This is a genomic window from Streptomyces sp. NPDC104226 (assembly GCF_055584085.1).
This window is the reverse complement of sequence record NZ_JBVJMS010000007.1, coordinates 1-15,412: the sequence shown is the minus strand read 5'-3', so window position 1 is coordinate 15,412 and position 15,412 is coordinate 1. Positions and strand designations below refer to the sequence as shown.

Sequence of the window (15,412 nt, the reverse complement as noted above, 5' to 3'; positions counted from 1 at the left end):
GCTACGCCCGGGGCCGGGTCGTGGCCCGGAGCGGGCGCGGGTGCCGGGCCGGGAACGGGCGCCTGACCCGGAACGGGCGGCGGACCCGGAACGGGGGCAGGCACCGGACCCGGCGCGGGTGTCGGTGGCGGGGCGTGGCTCGGGGTCGGTGCGGGGAGCGGCGGCTGGTCGGGCCGGGGCGGGTCGGGGTCCGTGACCCAGCGCTGGGTCACGGGGTCCCAGCGGGGGGCGTTCTGCGGGGGCACGCGTCAGCCTCCCAGGGTGGTCAAGAGCCCGGCCAGGGCGGTCGCGGCGCTGACCGAGTCCACCAGCGGGGCCCAGCGTTCCAGGGCTCCGCGGAGCCGGGGCACCAGGCCGGGGCGGATCTCCTCGGCCCCCTCCAGTCCCTCGGCGACCCCGTCGAGCTCGGCGTCGAGCGCCGCCCTGTCCGCTCCGCGCGGCAGCCGTACGAGGGCCGCGCGCAGCTCCAGTACGGCGTCGAGGAGGGCCTGCGGCCCGACCGGGTCCGTCCCCGCTCCCCCGTGGTGCACGGTGTTGGTGTTGTTGCTGCCGCCGATGCTGAACGCACTGCCCGTGACATCGCCGATGCGGACCGCGGGCTCCTGCCCGGCAGCGCCCGTCCCCGTCACGCCGTCTTCAGTTGCCACCGGAACTCCTCTTGACCTTGGTGCTGTTGGTGTTGTTGCTGCCGCCGACGCTGAAGGCGCTGTGGTTCACCGACTGGATGAACACCCCGCCCTCGGCGACGTTGACCGCGCGCTGCGCGAACTCCTCGGTGTGCCAGCCCGCTTCGTGCAGGGCGAGGACGACGCCGCCGACGACCCGGTCCTGGATCGTCTTGAGGAACCGGTCGAGGTCCATCAGGTGGAACAGCGAGCCGTTGTCCTCGGATGCCAGCTCGCGCACCGACGTCCGAGGTCCCTCCGGCCGGGCCCCGCCGTGGCCGCCGGTGACGATCCGCCACCAGCTCGCCAGGCCGCGGCCCAGCGTGGCCGCGGAGGCCGCGAGGGAGCCGGGGGTGTTGCGCAGGGCCCAGACGGCCTTGCCGAAGCCGCTGTTGTTGCGGTAGCGCTGGGCGTCCGCGTCCGCGTTGTGGAAGTCGGTCCGGACGGGCAGCAGCACGTGCGGGGCCACCTCCAGCATCATCATCCCGCCCTGCGTGTGGACCCGTACGAAGACGGTGACGACGAGGTTCTCGTCCCAGCCGCCCACCCGGACGCGCAGGAAGTGCCGGCGGCGCTCGCCGCCCTCCTCGATGGAGGCGGCCCGCTGCTCGCCGAACTGCCCGTGCACCACCTGCGCGGTGTCCCGGTGCGGCAGCCCGCCCGCGGGCAGGAACACGCACTCGTCCAGGACCAGTTCGCGCATCCGGTCGCCCACGGCGGCGGCCTGTTCCGGGGAGCCGTGCGGGGAGGGCACCCGCAGGCCTTCCAGCAGCGGGACGATCCGCGCCAGGATGTGGGCGTTGGTGACGGCGACCGGCTTGCGGTCGGGGCCGAGGCCTTCGCGCGGGCGCAGCTCCACGGACAGCTGCCAGGGCCGGAAGGGATCGCCGGCCCCGCAGAACGGGTCGTTGATGTCGTACATGATCATCGGCGCGTGCTGCTCGGCCCGGATGCGCTGGCGGACCCGCTGGAAGCGGGCCCCGTCGGCGGCTTCGGCCGGGTCGTTCGCGTGGTCGGCGTAGCGGGGCTCGGAGAGCTCGGTGGCGAGGGTGCGGAAGACGTGTCCGCGCTGGAGCCCCACGACGGTGACCACCCCGGCGAAGACCACCGGCACCCACCACAGGGCGGCGGTGCCCGCGGCCGCTTCGCCCGCCGTGCCGAAGGGCAGGACACCGCCCCCGCCCACCGACTCCAGGGCGCTGAACAGCATGACCCCGCCGAAGCCGACGACGAGCAGGGCGAAGGCCAGCGTCCACCAGGCGTAGATCCGCACGATCACGGACAGGAGGCGCAGCCCCGGGACGTTCCGGGCGCGCAGCCAGTCGGCGAGGCTCAGCAGGAGGAAGGGCAGGACCAGTGCGGCGAGGGCGCCGCCCGTGAGCAGGGATCCGACGAACCAGGCCCCGAGGACCCCGGCGGCCCAGCCCAGTTCGGCGCGGCGCGCGCGCAGCGCGTGGGCGAGGACCCGGGAGGCGTCGTAGCCGTAGGAGGGGGCGACGATCCGTTCCTCGTGGACGTACAGCTCGTCGATGACCCGGTCCCGGTACCCCGCGTCGAGGTACGTCCCCGCGCACAGGAAGCGGCCGGCCTCGCTGAGGGAGGGGTGGACCGGGGGGCGGCCCGCGGAGGGACCGGCCCAACTGCCGCCGGGCTGCTGGGGAATCGCGTTCTCGGTCACCGACCGACCCTAGGGTTCCCCTCCATGCGGCGACAGAACGATTCACGCCAAACGCCCCGGCCAGGTTTGGCCGGGGCGTTGTGGTGTTCGTACCGCTCGTACGGGGGCCTGCGCGGCCCGGCCGTACGGGAACGACTAGATCAGGCCGAGCTCGCGCACCGCGTCGCGCTCCTCGACGAGCTCCGCCACGGACGCGTCGATGCGCGCACGGGAGAACTCGTTGATGTCCAGGCCCTGGACGATCTCGTACGTGCCGTTCTTGGTGGTGACGGGGAAGGAGGAGATGATGCCCTCCGGGACGCCGTAGGAGCCGTCCGACGGGATGCCCATGGAGGTCCAGTCGCCGGCGGCGGTGCCGTTGACCCACGTGTGGACGTGGTCGATGGCGGCGTTGGCGGCCGAGGCGGCCGAGGACGCGCCGCGGGCCTCGATGATCGCCGCACCGCGCTTGGCGACGGTCGGGATGAAGTCGTCGGCCAGCCAGGCCTGGTCGTTGACCAGCTCGGCGGCGTTCTTGCCGGCGATCTCCGCGTGGAAGATGTCCGGGTACTGGGTCGCCGAGTGGTTGCCCCAGATGGTGAGGCGCTTGATGTCGGAGACGGCGGCGCCGGTCTTGGCGGCCAGCTGCGAGATCGCGCGGTTGTGGTCCAGGCGGGTCATCGCGGTGAAGCGCTCGGCCGGTACGTCCGGGGCGGCGGCCTGCGCGATGAGCGCGTTGGTGTTGGCCGGGTTGCCCACGACCAGGACCTTGATGTCGTCCGCGGCGTGCGCGTTGATCGCGGCGCCCTGCGGCTTGAAGATACCGCCGTTGGCGGAGAGCAGGTCACCGCGCTCCATGCCCTTGGTGCGCGGGCGGGCGCCGACCAGCAGCGCGACGTTGGCACCCTCGAAGCCCTTGTTCGGGTCGTCGAAGATGTCGATGCCGGCGAGCAGCGGGAAGGCGCAGTCGTCGAGCTCCATGGCGGTGCCCTCGGCGGCCTTCATGCCCTGGGGGATCTCCAGGAGGCGGAGCTTGACCGGCACGTCCGCGCCGAGCAGGTGGCCGGAGGCGATGCGGAAGAGCAGCGCGTAGCCGATCTGGCCGGCGGCGCCGGTGACGGTGACATTCACGGGAGTGCGGGTCATGGCCTTCTCCGTTAGACAGCTGGGGGTGGGGCGTCCTTGCCCCATGTGCTGGGAGGACGCCGCTCCGTGGCCCGGAAAATCTTGACGTGAAGAGACATCCGCGGTCAGGCTATCCGACCCGGGAACACCCCAATCCCCCGCCCCGTGTGGCGCGGGGCACACGGGGCGTCCTCCGGGGGTGGCCCGGGGGCCCCTGAGGACTCAGCGGACCGTGAAACGGACCGCGGTCTCCAGGAAGGGAAGGTTCAGCCACGGCCTGGGTTCCATGACGAGCGCGAGCATCGTGATCGCCACGCCCAGCAGGCCGTACGTGACCATGTCCGTGAAGCGGGAGCGCACCGCGAGCATGCCCACGGAGGGCAGCAGCCGGCGCATCACCGAACCCGCGATCATCGCGATCCCGATCAGCAGGCAGCCGCCGCGCGCATGGCCCATCGCGGTGAGCAGCAGTCCGGCCGCGGTGGCGGCCAGGACGGCCAGCATCGGCCACTGCCGGGCCGGAGCCGGGGCGTCACCGGGCGCGGCCCGGCCGCCGCCCTCGGGACGCGCGGTGTCCCGGGTGACCGAGGGGAAGCGGCGCGACTTGGCCCCGTCCGCCTCGCCCGGCCCGTCCGCCCCGCCCGGCCCGTCGGCGTCCGCGGATCCGGGGGTCGGCCCGCCGGCCCCGACCCCGTCTTCCTTCCTGGCCCAGCTCGGCACGTGGCGCGCGGCCGCGGAGGCGGCGGACCTGGTGGGAGCGGGGGTCCGGGCGGGTTCGGGGGCGGTGCCGGGCTCCGGCTCGTGCTCAGCCGGCACGGGGAACCGCCCGCTCGGCGGCCTCTACGACGTTGACGAGCAGCTGCGCCCGGGTCATCGGGCCGACGCCGCCCGGGTTCGGGGAGATCCAGCCGGCCACGTCCGCGACCCCGGGGTGCACGTCCCCGACGATCTTGCCGTTCTCGTCGCGGCTGACGCCGACGTCGAGCACGGCCGCGCCCGGCTTCACGTCCTCCGGCTTGACCAGGTGCGGCACGCCGGCCGCCGCGACGACGATGTCCGCCTGGCGCAGCAGCCCGGACAGGTCGCGGGTACCGGTGTGGCACAGGGTCACGGTCGCGTTCTCGGACTTGCGGGTGAGCAGCAGTCCGATGGACCGGCCGACGGTGATCCCGCGGCCGAGGACGACCACGTGCGCGCCGTTGATCTCGACGCCGTGGTGGCGCAGCAGCTGGACGATCCCGTACGGGGTGCACGGCAGCGGGCCCGGCTCGTTCAGGACCAGCCTGCCGAGTGACATCGGGTGCAGGCCGTCGGCGTCCTTCGCCGGGTCCATGAGCTCCAGGACGCGGTTGGTGTCGATGCCCTTGGGAAGGGGGAGTTGCACGATGTAGCCGGTGCACTCCGGGTTGGCGTTCAGCTCCCGCACGACCTCCTCGATGTCCTCCTGGGAGGCCGTCGCGGGCAGTTCGCGCTGGAGGGAGGCGATGCCGACCTCGGCGCAGTCCTTGTGCTTGCCGTTGACGTACCAGCGGCTGCCCGGGTCGTCGCCGACCAGCAGGGTGCCGAGGCCCGGGGTGATGCCCCGGGCCTTGAGCGCCGCCACGCGGGCGGTCAGTTCGGACTTGATCGCGGCTGCGGTGGCCTTGCCGTCGAGAATCTGGGCAGTCATGACCCCATCCTCCCGGATGGAGCGGCCGCGGAGCCAGTCGCGGCCTCCCGTACGACCTGTCCGGCTGCGTTCCCGCCTCGCTCCTGCCGCGTTCCGGCTTCGTTCCGGCTTCGTGCTGGCTTCGTTGCATCTGCACAACAAGTGCCTGGCCGGCGGCGTCCCGGCTGGACAAGCCCGGTCCGGCCCGACGACCATGCGGGGAAAGAGTGCCGCGGGCAGTGCCGGGGGGCGGGCCGCACGATTTGCAGTGACTCCTCCGCGCGTGCCGTGCGTCCCCGCACTTCCACGGAGGAACACCCCAGATGAGCTACGGCGACCCGAACAACCCCTACGCGCAGCAGCCGCAGGGCGGCCAGCCCGCCTACGGATACCCCCAGCAGGCCCCTCAGGGCATCCCGGCCCAGGGCGGCTACGCCTACCCGCAGCAGGCCTACCCGGGCGGCCCCGGCTTCCCGGGCGCGCAGGTGCCGATGCCGGGCGGGGTCAAGGGGGCGCGGGTCGTCCTCTGGATCCTCGGGATCCTCTCGGCCCTCGGCGGCGTGGCCGTCGCCGTCATCGGCGCCCTGTTCGCCTCCGAGTTCGACACCGGCAGCTCGTCTTCGAGCGACGCGGCCACCGCCCTGAGCATCTTCTTCGTCATCATCGGCATCGCCCTCCTCGCCTACTCCCTGTGGCCGATCCTGACCGCGGCCAAGCTGGGCAAGGGCCGCGGCGGCGTACGGGTCTCCGGGATCATCTACGGCTCGCTGCAGGTCCTCTTCGCCGCCATCGGCCTGGTCGGCAACGTGGTCACGCTCAGCAGCGAGCACGGCGCCCTGGCCGGCGCCGCCGCGTTCTCGCTGGTCCTCGGGCTGATCTCGCTCGGCCTGGGCCTGTGGATCATCATCGGCCTGGCCAACTCCGCGGCCGGCGCGTACTTCGGCCGCCCGCGGTACTGACACCCGCGGCGGCGGGATCCCCGGCAGGATACGGAAGGGGCGGCCTACGTGAGGACGGCGTCGGGGTCCCGCGTCCGCCCTGCGAGGATCCGCAGGGCCGCCTCCGAGGAGGATCCGGGCTCGGCGGTGTACATGATCAGGGTCTGGTCGGGATCCGCGGGCAGGGTGAGGCTCTCGTAGGCGAGGGTGAACTCGCCGGCCTCGGGGTGGCGCAGGTGGTAGCCGCCGTGGGTCTTCTCCCGGACCTCGCGCAGCTCCCACAGCCGCCTGAACTCCGCGCTGCGCTCGGACAGTTCGTCCACCAGCCGGGTGAAGGCCGGGTCGTCCGGATGGCGGCCGCGGTCGAAGCGCAGGTAGGCGACCAGGTCGCGGGCCTTGGTCTCCCAGTTCACGAACCGGCTGCGGGTCTCCTCGTGGAGGAAGACCAGCCAGGCCTTGTTGCGCTGCTGCGCCGGCAGCTGCGAGAAATCGGTGATCAGCGTCGCGAACAGCGGGTTCCAGGCCAGCACGTCGGTGCGGCGGCCCACGACGAAGGCGGGCGTGCCGGGCATGGACCGCAGCAGGTTCAGCAGGCCCGGGCGCACCTGCTGCTCGGGAGCGGCGGTCCCGGGCGCGGGCGTCCCGGCAGCGGCGGTCCCGGTCCGGGAGCCCTGGGACGCCGTGCGGACGAGCCGGTGGAGGTGGCCCGTCTCGGTCTCGTCCAGCCGCAGGGCCGCGGCCACGGCGGCCACCACCGCGTCCGAGACGTTGGCGGTACGGCCCTGCTCGAAGCGCACGTAGTAGTCGACGCTCACACCGGCGAGCTGGGCGAGCTCCTCCCGGCGCAGGCCCGGTACCCGGCGGCGCTCGCCGAAGGCCCGCAGCCCCGCGTCCTCGGGCCGCAGCCGGGCGCGCCGCGAGCGCAGGAAGTCCCCGAGCTCGCTCCTGTGATGGCTCTGGCCCACCTGTGCCACGATCCGTCCCCCTGTTCGCCCGGCCTCCCGGCCGCCCCCGGCCTGCGCGGCCATTAGATCAAGGAACGCGTGCGGGTCCCCGGGAGGGGGGTTCCGGCAGACCCGGGTTCCGGGGGTGCCCAGGCTCAGCCGGGCCCTGGGTAGCCCGTCGGATCCGGCGAAAGATGGTGTCAGCGCCGGAGAGAACGGCGCGGCGGGCCGGGTCTCACCGGCCGGCCGGACTTCGTACAGGAGAGACCAGCACCATGAACGCCCTTCCCACCACCCCGCTCGGCACCACCGGCATGGACATCACCCGCGTCGGCTTCGGCTCCTGGGCCGTGGCCGGCTCCGGCTGGAGCTTCGGCTGGGGCGCCACCGACGACGCCGAGTCCGTCGCGGCCATCCGCCACGCCGTCGAGAGCGGGGTGAACTGGATCGACACCGCCGCCGTCTACGGCCTGGGCCACTCCGAGGAACTCGTCGGCAAGGCCCTCGCGGACCTGCCGCAGGCCGAGCGCCCGTACGTCTTCACCAAGGCCGGTCTGGTCTGGGACCCCGAGAACCCCTCGTCCACGCCCCGGCGGATCATGAAGCCGGCCAGTGTGCGCCGCGAGGTCGAGGACTCGCTGCGCCGGCTGGGCGTCGACCACATCGACCTGTACCAGGTGCACTACCCCGACACCGGAGAGTCGCTGGAGTACGCCGGTGACGGCTTCGGCTCGGTGTCCCCCAACGCCACGCCGCTGGCGGAGTACTGGCAGGTCATGGCCGACCTGAAGGCCGAGGGCAAGGTGCGGGCGATCGGCTTGTCCAACCACACGCCCGACCTGCTGGAGGCGGCCGAGCGGATCGCCCACGTCGACGTCGTCCAGCCGCCGTTCTCCGCGATCAACCGCTCCGCGGCCGCCGAGATCGCCTGGGCCCGCGCCCACGGCACGGGCGTCATCGTCTACTCGCCGATGCAGTCGGGCCTGCTCACCGGGGCCTTCACCGCCGAGCGCGCGGCGAACCTGGGCGCCGACGACTGGCGTTCGTCCCACCACGACTTCACCACGGGACTGGCCGCCAACCTGGAACTCGCCGAGGCCCTGCGCCCCGTCGCCGCGCGCCACGGCGTCTCGGTCGCCGAGGTGGCCGTCGCCTGGGCACTGGCCTGGCCGGGGGTGAGCGGCGCGATCGTCGGTGCCCGTTCCCCGCGGCAGGTGGACGGCTGGACCGGCGCCGGCTCGGTCTCCCTCACGGAGGCCGACCTCGCCGGGATCGCCCGCGCGATCGAGGAGACGGGCGCGGGCCAGGGCCCCGTACGCGCCGCATGACGGCGTCGACCGGCGCCCGCGGACGGCTGAGGCCGCCCACCGCGCTGCTGCGGTGAGCGGCCTGCGCCGTCTGCGGGTGAGGACCGGACTCAGTGGAAGAAGTGCCGGGTCCCGGTCAGGTACATCGTCACGCCCGCCGCCTTCGCGGCCTCGACGACCAGCTCGTCGCGCACCGAACCGCCCGGCTGGACCACGGCCTTGATGCCGGCGGCCGTCAGGATCTCCAGCCCGTCCGGGAAGGGGAAGAAGGCGTCGGAGGCGGCGTACGAGCCCTGCGCGCGCTCGGCGCCCGCCCGCTCGACGGCCAGCTTCGCGGAGTCGACGCGGTTGACCTGGCCCATGCCGACGCCGACCGAGGCGCCGTCCTTGGCGAGCAGGATCGCGTTGGACTTGACGGCGCGGCAGGCCTTCCACGCGAAGGCCAGGTCGGCGAGCTCGTCGGCGGAGAGGGCCTCGCCGGTGGCGAGCGTCCAGGTCGCCGGGTCGTCGCCGTCGGCCTGCACGAGGTCGCTCTGCTGGAGCAGCACACCGCCCGAGATCGGCTTGAGCTCGGCCGGCTGGTGCGGGGCGCCCTCGACCTTCAGGACGCGGATGTTCTTCTTCTTCGCCAGCACCTCGACGGCGCCCGGCTCGAAGTCGGGGGCGACGATGACCTCGGTGAAGATCTCCGCGACCTGCTCGGCGAGCTCCACGCTCACCGGGCGGTTGACGGCGATGACCCCGCCGAAGGCCGAGACCGGGTCGCAGGCGTGCGCCTTGCGGTGGGCCTCGGCGACGTCCTTGCCCACCGCGATGCCGCACGGGTTGGCGTGCTTGATGATCGCGACGCAGGGCTCTTCGTGGTCGTAGGCGGCGCGGCGGGCCGCGTCGGTGTCCACGTAGTTGTTGTAGGACATCTCCTTGCCGTGCAGCTGCTCGGCGTTGGCGAGCCCGCCCGGCTGACCGTCCGTGTAGAGGGCGGCGGCCTGGTGCGGGTTCTCGCCGTAGCGGAGGGTGGACTTGCGCTCCCAGGCGCCGGCCAGGAACTCGGGCAGGGCGGCCGTGTCCTCGGGGGCTTCCGGGGCGTACGCGTTCGTGAACCAGGAGGCCACGGCCACGTCGTACGCGGCGGTGTGCTGGAAGGCCTCGGCCGCGAGCCGCTTGCGGGCGGCGAGGTCGAAGCCGCCGCCCTGGGCGGCGGCGATCACGGCGTCGTAGCGGGCCGGGCTGGTGACCACGGCCACCGAGGGGTGGTTCTTGGCGGCGGCGCGGACCATCGAAGGGCCGCCGATGTCGATCTGCTCGACGCACTCGTCCTCGGTCGCGCCCGACTGCACGGTCGCGAGGAAGGGGTAGAGGTTGACGATCACCAGGTCGAAGGGCTCGACGCCCAGCTCGGCGAGCTGGTTGCGGTGGTCCTCCAGGCGCAGGTCGGCGAGGATGCCGGCGTGCACGCGCGGGTGCAGGGTCTTGACCCGGCCGTCCAGGCACTCGGGGAAGCCGGTCAGCTCCTCGACCTTGGTGACGGGCACCCCGGCGGCGGCGATCTTCGAGGCGGTGGAGCCGGTCGAGACGAGCGCGACACCCGCCTCGTGCAGACCGCGGGCCAGCTCTTCCAGTCCCGTCTTGTCGTACACGCTGACGAGCGCGCGCCGGATCGGGCGCTTCGACGCGGCGAGGTCCTCGCCCTCTGCGGTCACGGTCTCTACGGTCCCTGCGGCCTCTGCGGCGGTCACTGGATTGTTACCTTTCGTCCCTCGATGCGGTAGCCGTGCCGGGCCAGGCGCCCCACGACGTCGACGAGCAGCTCGCGCTCGACTTCCTTGATCCGCTCATGGAGAGCGGCTTCGTCCTCTTCGTCCCGGACCTCGACCACACCCTGGGCGATGATCGGACCGGTGTCCACGCCCGCGTCCACGAAGTGGACGGTGCAGCCGGTGACCTTCGCGCCGTAGGCGAGCGCGTCCCGTACGCCGTGGGCGCCCGGGAAGGCCGGAAGGAGGGCGGGGTGGGTGTTGACGAACCGGCCGCCGAAGCGGCCGATGAACTCTGGCCCGACGATCTTCATGAACCCCGCCGAGACCACGAGGTCCGGCGCGTGCGCGTCCGTGGCCTCCGTCAGGGCGGCGTCCCACTCCGCACGGCTCGCGTACGCCTTGACCGGGCAGACGAAGGTGGGGATCCCGGCCTTCTCGGCACGCTCCAGGCCGGCGATGTTCTCGCGGTCGGCTCCCACGGCGACGACTTCGGCGCCGAAGCCCTCGGATCCGCCGGGGTGGGCGTCGATGGCGTCGAGCAGGGCCTGGAGGTTGGTGCCGGATCCGGAGACCAGCACGACCAGGCGGGAGGCGGCCATGGGAGGCCCTTTCTCGTCGAGCGGGGGCGCCTCCCGGCGTGACCGGGGGCGCGTCGTTCGTCTTGTGTGATCGCATGAAGAATCGGGTCCCCGGTTTACGGGGGACCATACGAAGCCACCGATCGCCTGCAACGATACCGGCACACCGGACGGCCCCCGAGGGACGGGGGGACGGGTGGGCGGTAGCGTCTGGCGTACACGCCGTAAACAGGCCTCGGACGTCCCAGCGGCGTCCACGACACAGGGGATGAAACACACCCGATGCCGGACCGCCCCCAGCCCGACCGCCCGACCGACGACAACCCCTTCGCGGCGCCCCCGGAAGGACGGCCCGATCAGCTCTGGGAGCCGCGCGCCGGCGGTGACGGCGGCGACCCGAAGAACCCCGGGTCGGGACCGGGCGCGGACCCCGGGTCGGGACCGGCTCGCTGGGACCCCACGGACCCGATCCAGCGGCGGGCCCGGTACGCGCTGCTGGCCGGCATGTGGGGCTTCTTCTTCGGGGTCTTCGGCATCCCGTCGATGGGGCTGCTGCTGGGCGCGCTCGCCCTGTACTGGGGGATCAGCGCGCTGCGCGGAGTCCCGGCGAAGGCCTCCGGCGACGGGGCGGAGGGCGCCTCGGGTGCGACGGGCACCACGGGCGCCTCGGCGGCGGACGTGGGGACGAGCTCGGGCCGGGGCGCCGGTACGGACCTCGGCGCGGGCGCCGCCGGATCGGGTGCCGGTGCGGCTCCCGGGGCGGCCCGGGGCGGCCTGGCCGCGCTGGGCGCCGCCGCGCGGCCCCAGCGGACGGCGGCCGCGAGCGGCCTGGTGACCGCTTCGCTGGCGATCCTGCTGGCGCTGTCCTCGTACGCGGTGCAGCTCGCGTACAAGGACTTCTACGTCTGCAAGCAGGACGCCCTCACCAAGCCGGCCGAGCTGCAGTGCAACGACCTGCTGCCGGACAACTTCATCGGCAAGATGCTCCAGGTCCAGCGGTAGGGCCCGTCCTCAGTCGGTTCCTGCGGGGTCCGGTGCCGGCGCCGGCGCCGGGACCCCTGCCGGCGTCTCGGGCGACGGGGTGGCCGCCGCCGCCGGATCCGGCGGCGGAGTCCGGCGCGTCAGGACGCGGGCTCCGGTCACCGGCGGGACGAGCGGGGCCGCCGCGCTCGGGGGCGCCGGGAGGGGCGCTCCGGCCGCCACGAGCGCCCCGGGCGCGGGCGTCGTCGCCAGGGGCGGCTCCGCGGGCAGGGCCGGGATCGGGATCGGGGTCAGGTCCAGCTTCAGGCCGGGCATGACCAGCACGGGACGCTTCGGCGGTGCGGACACCGGCCGGACCCCCTCCTCCGGGACCCGGGCCGCGGACGGCCCGCCGCCCTCCTCCGGGGTGCCGGAGAAGTCCGGGATCAGGGTGCCCGCCGCACGGCGCAGGGCCGCCCAGCGGACCTCCCGTACGCCGCTGTCGTGCCAGCCGTCCTCCGCACCCTCGCCGGCCAGGCCCCTCGCGGGCCGGTTCCGCCAGGCGTGCACGGAGACGGCCAGCGGGACCGCGAGGACCAGGGTCCAGCCCAGGGCCGCCGCACCCGCCTGCCACCACACGGGGCCGAAGGCGGCCAGCTCCCGGGACCCGAGGGGCCCCGCCGAAGCCGCGGCGAGGACGGCCGTCGCCAGGGCGCACACCAGGGCGCCCAGCGCTGCCGTGAGCGCGGTCTCCCCGTACGAGACGTCGCGTGCCCGGCGCACCGCGAACCAGCCCACCGCCAGCCCGGCCACCACCGGCACCGCGCCGACGGCCCAGGTCAGGGGCGTGCCGGGACCCTCCGCGGGCAGCGCCGCGAGCAGCGGGAAGCCCGGCAGCGCGCCCGGGCCGTCGAAACCGAGCGGGGTCGCGGCGGCTCCGGTGCCCAGCGCGAAACCGGGGCCGAGGGCGTAGGAGGCGCCCCAGACGACGGCGTTCGGGATCAGCGCGAGGGCCAGCAGCAGTACCGCGAAGCGGCCCGACCAGACCCCGGTCAGCGCCGCGAAGGAGCCCTGCACCTCCGCCCCGTGCCAGGCCAGCGAGACCCCGACCAGCAGGGCCCCGCCGCCGAGGAGCACCAGGACCCCGCCGGCGCCGGCCCGCAGCGCCAGCGCGTAGCGGGGCCGGGTGAGCCGGCCGGGCAGCTGCCCGAGCGGCCTGCCCCGGTACTCCCAGACCCCGCCCGCGGCGGCGAGGGCGGCGACCAGCGGGAGGTGCCGGGCCGCACTGAGCGGGTCGGCGGGCATCGGCCCGGAGGCGGCGTAGACGACGGCCAGGGCGCCGACCGCCAGGTAGCCGCAGAGCACGGCGGAGAACACCACGCCCGCGGGCAGCGGCTCCGCGCCCCGGTCCTCCTGCGCGGCGCTGCCCAGCCGGGCGGCACGCCGGATGAGCAGGGCGGGCAGGGCCACCAGCAGCAGCGGGGTCAGGCCGACGGGGGCGGGCACCCCGGAGAGGGTGTCGTAGCGGACGAGCTCGGTCCCGTGGGCGAGCAGCCAGAGGCCCGCGGCGAGGTGCAGGGCGCCGCCGGGGCCGCTGTCGGGGTACGGGGAGCTGATCCACAGCACGACGACGAGCACGGCGAGGAAGCCGAGCCCCAGTACTGCGGCGACGGCGCCACCCACGACACACGCGGCTGCCGCCGGTGAACGACGCCGTACGGGGGCCCTGGGGGGCGTGGGCAACGAGGTCCCGCGTTCGGTCACTTGGGTCACGACGCCATGGTGCCAACGACACGCGCTATGGGCGGGTAACAGGCGAATGACCGTGGTGTCGCTCAATATACGTTTATGTACTTTTTCGGTCAGGGATTCCGGGTCGCGGGGAGTCTGGCATGACACAGAGCGTCACGGAGCTGGGTCTCCCCACCCCGAAGGAACGCCGACGCCTGCGCGAAGCAGCCGATCTGACGCACGAAGAGGTCGCGGCGGCGGTGGGTGTCACCTCGAACACGGTCCGCTCCTGGGAAACCGGCCGCACCCACCCGCGGGGCCGCAAGCTGGAGGCCTACTCCAAGCTCCTGACCAGGCTGTCCGCCGACGACGCGCCCGGCTCCGCCCCCTCGGGCCCCACGGCCCGGGCCGACGGCTCGGCGGCCCCGGAGGACCCTGCCCGGAGCGACGGGAGGGGCCCGGGCGCGGGTTCCGAATCGGGTTCCGACCCGGGTTGCGAATCGGGTTCCGCAACCCCCGCGAAGGGTCGGGGCGAGCGTGCCGCGGAGGAGCACGCGGAGGGCGCGTCCGAGGACGCCTCCGAGGACACGGCGGAGGCCGTCGGGGCGGCAACCGGCCCCGCTCCCGCAGATGCGGACACGGCGTCAGGCGCCGACGCCCCCGAGGGCCGGTTCGGGCTGCGCATGATGCGCGGACTCGCCCGGCCCGTCAGCACGCAGACCCGGCCCAAGGCCGCCGCCAAGCGGGCCGCGAAGCCCCCCGTCGCGATGCCCCGGCACGACTCCAAGTCCCCGGTCAGGGCCGGTGCCGCCGCGGGCGGCCAGGGCGGAGCCGGCCGCGCGGCCCGCCGCCCCGGCAGCCACCTGCCCCCCGGCACCGGTACGGACACCGGCACGGCCCCGGCGAACCCCGCCGCGGCGGGCTCCGAAGCCGCCACCCGGCCGAGCGGCGCCGGCACGGGCTCCGGCTCCGGAGCCGACTCCGCGTCAGCCGCAGCACAGCCGACCGGAACTGACGCCGGACCGGCCGCCAAGGCCGCGGGACCTGCCGGACCCGCGGCAGACCCCGCCGTGCCCGGCAGCCCGGCGGCGGAGGCCCGTACCGCCTCCGAGGACGCCCCGGCCGAGGACGCGGCCCCGACGGTGTCGGCGACCGACGCCTTCGAGGCCCTCTACGACCGCGTCGCCCCCGCCCTGACCCGTCAGGCCTACCTCCTCACCGGCCGCCACGGCCTCTCCTGCGAGGCCGTGGAGCGCGCCTTCCAGCAGGCGTGGGAGCGCTGGCCCGAGGTCGCCACCGACCCCGATCCGGTCGGGTGGGTGCGCGCGGCCACGTACGAGTACGCGCTCTCCCCGTGGCACCGGTTCCGGCGGGCCCACCGGCATCCCGAGGAGCCCCCGGCCGATCCCGCGGACCGCATCCTGCTGGACGCGATGCTCGCGCTGCCCCCGGCCCACCGCCGCACTGTGCTGCTCTACGACGGCGTCGGGCTGGACCTCCCCGACACCGCCGCCGAGACCGAGGCCTCCACGCCGGCCGCGGGCAACCGGCTCGTGGACGCGCACGCCGACCTCGCCGACCGGCTCCCCGAACTGGACGGCGTACCGCCCGCGAAGCAGTCCGCGGTGCTGCGCGAGCGGCTCGGCACGCTGCGGCCCGCGGGGCCGCTGGAGCCGCGCGCGGCAGCCGTCGTACGGGTGGCCGGCGAGCACCGCAGCCGGCTGTGGACGCGTGCGGTGATCGGGGTGACGGCCGTCATCACCGCGGCGACGGCCTACACCTGGGTGACCGCCCCGAGGGAGTACGAGCCTCCGCGCGCGCCCGGCGCGAGCGTGTCGGGCGTACCCCCGCACAGCGGCCCGCAGCAGCTCACGGACGAGGGCCGGCAGCTCCACGACAAGCTGCTGTCCGACCCGTCGGCCGGACCCTCCCGGATCTCGCCGAGCCTCGAATAGCGGCACGACGGCAACGGGCGTGGCCCGCACCCCTCACAGGGTGCGGGCCACGCCCGTCTCGCCCCATAACCAACGAGCGCTTCCCCATTCACAGCGTTTCGGATGTCCCCCTCCAGCTTCGCGGTTCCAGTCGGCGTCTTGTCCCCC

13 protein-coding genes are annotated in these 15,412 nt (G+C 74.4%); 4 read left to right on the top strand and 9 right to left on the bottom strand.

From position 1 onward, the window contains the following. Window positions 1–248 precede the first annotated feature (248 nt). The 5 genes from ACZ60J_RS22070 to ACZ60J_RS22050 form a co-directional block, all read right to left on the bottom strand. Window positions 249–647, bottom strand: a complete 399-nt coding sequence (locus tag ACZ60J_RS22070; RefSeq protein ID WP_469684155.1) for a hypothetical protein — start codon at window positions 645–647, stop codon at window positions 249–251. Further along, window positions 637–2,343 carry a hypothetical protein gene (locus ACZ60J_RS22065; protein WP_469684153.1) on the bottom strand — a complete coding sequence of 569 codons (1,707 nt, stop codon included), beginning with the start codon at window positions 2,341–2,343 and terminating at the stop codon, window positions 637–639. The genes ACZ60J_RS22070 and ACZ60J_RS22065 overlap by 11 nt, the downstream gene beginning before the upstream one ends. Before the next feature lie 135 nt (window positions 2,344–2,478). Continuing rightward, window positions 2,479–3,468: a malate dehydrogenase gene (locus tag ACZ60J_RS22060; protein WP_469684151.1), complete on the bottom strand. Its 990-nt coding sequence runs from the start codon at window positions 3,466–3,468 to the stop codon at window positions 2,479–2,481. 201 nt (window positions 3,469–3,669) lie between these two features. Continuing rightward, window positions 3,670–4,263, bottom strand: coding sequence for a DUF3017 domain-containing protein (locus tag ACZ60J_RS22055; RefSeq protein WP_469684149.1), 594 nt, complete (start codon window positions 4,261–4,263; stop codon window positions 3,670–3,672). After that, window positions 4,253–5,116, bottom strand: coding sequence for a bifunctional methylenetetrahydrofolate dehydrogenase/methenyltetrahydrofolate cyclohydrolase (locus tag ACZ60J_RS22050; protein WP_254382492.1), 864 nt, complete (start codon window positions 5,114–5,116; stop codon window positions 4,253–4,255). The genes ACZ60J_RS22055 and ACZ60J_RS22050 overlap by 11 nt, the downstream gene beginning before the upstream one ends. A gap of 302 nt (window positions 5,117–5,418) precedes the next feature. Here ACZ60J_RS22050 and ACZ60J_RS22045 point away from each other — a divergent pair, with 302 nt between their 5' ends. Beyond that, window positions 5,419–6,054: a hypothetical protein gene (locus ACZ60J_RS22045; RefSeq protein WP_469684147.1), complete on the top strand. Its 636-nt coding sequence runs from the start codon at window positions 5,419–5,421 to the stop codon at window positions 6,052–6,054. Window positions 6,055–6,098: 44 nt separating this feature from the next. Here ACZ60J_RS22045 and ACZ60J_RS22040 read toward each other — a convergent pair whose 3' ends face one another. Next, window positions 6,099–6,998, bottom strand: a complete 900-nt coding sequence (locus ACZ60J_RS22040) for an MmyB family transcriptional regulator (RefSeq protein ID WP_469684145.1) — start codon at window positions 6,996–6,998, stop codon at window positions 6,099–6,101. Between the two features lie 254 nt (window positions 6,999–7,252). Here ACZ60J_RS22040 and ACZ60J_RS22035 point away from each other — a divergent pair, with 254 nt between their 5' ends. Further along, complete coding sequence (locus tag ACZ60J_RS22035; protein WP_469684143.1) at window positions 7,253–8,305, top strand: aldo/keto reductase; 1,053 nt, start codon at window positions 7,253–7,255, stop codon at window positions 8,303–8,305. A gap of 89 nt (window positions 8,306–8,394) precedes the next feature. Here ACZ60J_RS22035 and purH read toward each other — a convergent pair whose 3' ends face one another. Together purH and purN are read right to left on the bottom strand one after the other, a co-directional pair. Next, on the bottom strand, window positions 8,395–9,984 hold the full coding sequence (purH, locus tag ACZ60J_RS22030) for a bifunctional phosphoribosylaminoimidazolecarboxamide formyltransferase/IMP cyclohydrolase (RefSeq protein WP_469684141.1): 1,590 nt from the start codon (window positions 9,982–9,984) through the stop codon (window positions 8,395–8,397). Between the two features lie 32 nt (window positions 9,985–10,016). Next, the gene (gene purN / locus ACZ60J_RS22025) at window positions 10,017–10,640 is read right to left on the bottom strand and encodes a phosphoribosylglycinamide formyltransferase (RefSeq protein ID WP_469684139.1); all 624 of its coding nucleotides are present in this window, start codon (window positions 10,638–10,640) and stop codon (window positions 10,017–10,019) included. A gap of 261 nt (window positions 10,641–10,901) precedes the next feature. Between purN and ACZ60J_RS22020 the strand changes: the two genes are divergently transcribed. Next, window positions 10,902–11,621, top strand: a complete 720-nt coding sequence (locus ACZ60J_RS22020) for a hypothetical protein (protein WP_469684137.1) — start codon at window positions 10,902–10,904, stop codon at window positions 11,619–11,621. Between the two features lie 9 nt (window positions 11,622–11,630). On the opposite strand, the gene ACZ60J_RS22015 is transcribed toward ACZ60J_RS22020, so the two are convergent. Continuing rightward, on the bottom strand, window positions 11,631–13,352 hold the full coding sequence (locus ACZ60J_RS22015) for a cell division protein PerM (protein WP_469684135.1): 1,722 nt from the start codon (window positions 13,350–13,352) through the stop codon (window positions 11,631–11,633). A 119-nt stretch (window positions 13,353–13,471) separates the two neighbouring features. On the opposite strand from ACZ60J_RS22015, the gene ACZ60J_RS22010 reads away from it, so the two are divergent. Next, window positions 13,472–15,265: a helix-turn-helix domain-containing protein gene (locus tag ACZ60J_RS22010; protein ID WP_469684133.1), complete on the top strand. Its 1,794-nt coding sequence runs from the start codon at window positions 13,472–13,474 to the stop codon at window positions 15,263–15,265. Window positions 15,266–15,412 lie beyond the last annotated feature (147 nt).

What these genes read in the sequence shown, in the direction of transcription:
- ACZ60J_RS22020 (WP_469684137.1), top strand. Translation starts at nt 10,902, where the DNA reads ATGCCGGACCGCCCCCAGCCCGACCGCCCGACCGACGACAACCCCTTC.
- ACZ60J_RS22010 (WP_469684133.1), top strand. Translation starts at nt 13,472, where the DNA reads ATGACACAGAGCGTCACGGAGCTGGGTCTCCCCACCCCGAAGGAACGC.
- purN (WP_469684139.1), bottom strand. Translation starts at nt 10,640, where the DNA reads ATGGCCGCCTCCCGCCTGGTCGTGCTGGTCTCCGGATCCGGCACCAAC.
- ACZ60J_RS22060 (WP_469684151.1), bottom strand. Translation starts at nt 3,468, where the DNA reads ATGACCCGCACTCCCGTGAATGTCACCGTCACCGGCGCCGCCGGCCAG.
- ACZ60J_RS22050 (WP_254382492.1), bottom strand. Translation starts at nt 5,116, where the DNA reads ATGACTGCCCAGATTCTCGACGGCAAGGCCACCGCAGCCGCGATCAAG.
- ACZ60J_RS22045 (WP_469684147.1), top strand. Translation starts at nt 5,419, where the DNA reads ATGAGCTACGGCGACCCGAACAACCCCTACGCGCAGCAGCCGCAGGGC.
- ACZ60J_RS22035 (WP_469684143.1), top strand. Translation starts at nt 7,253, where the DNA reads ATGAACGCCCTTCCCACCACCCCGCTCGGCACCACCGGCATGGACATC.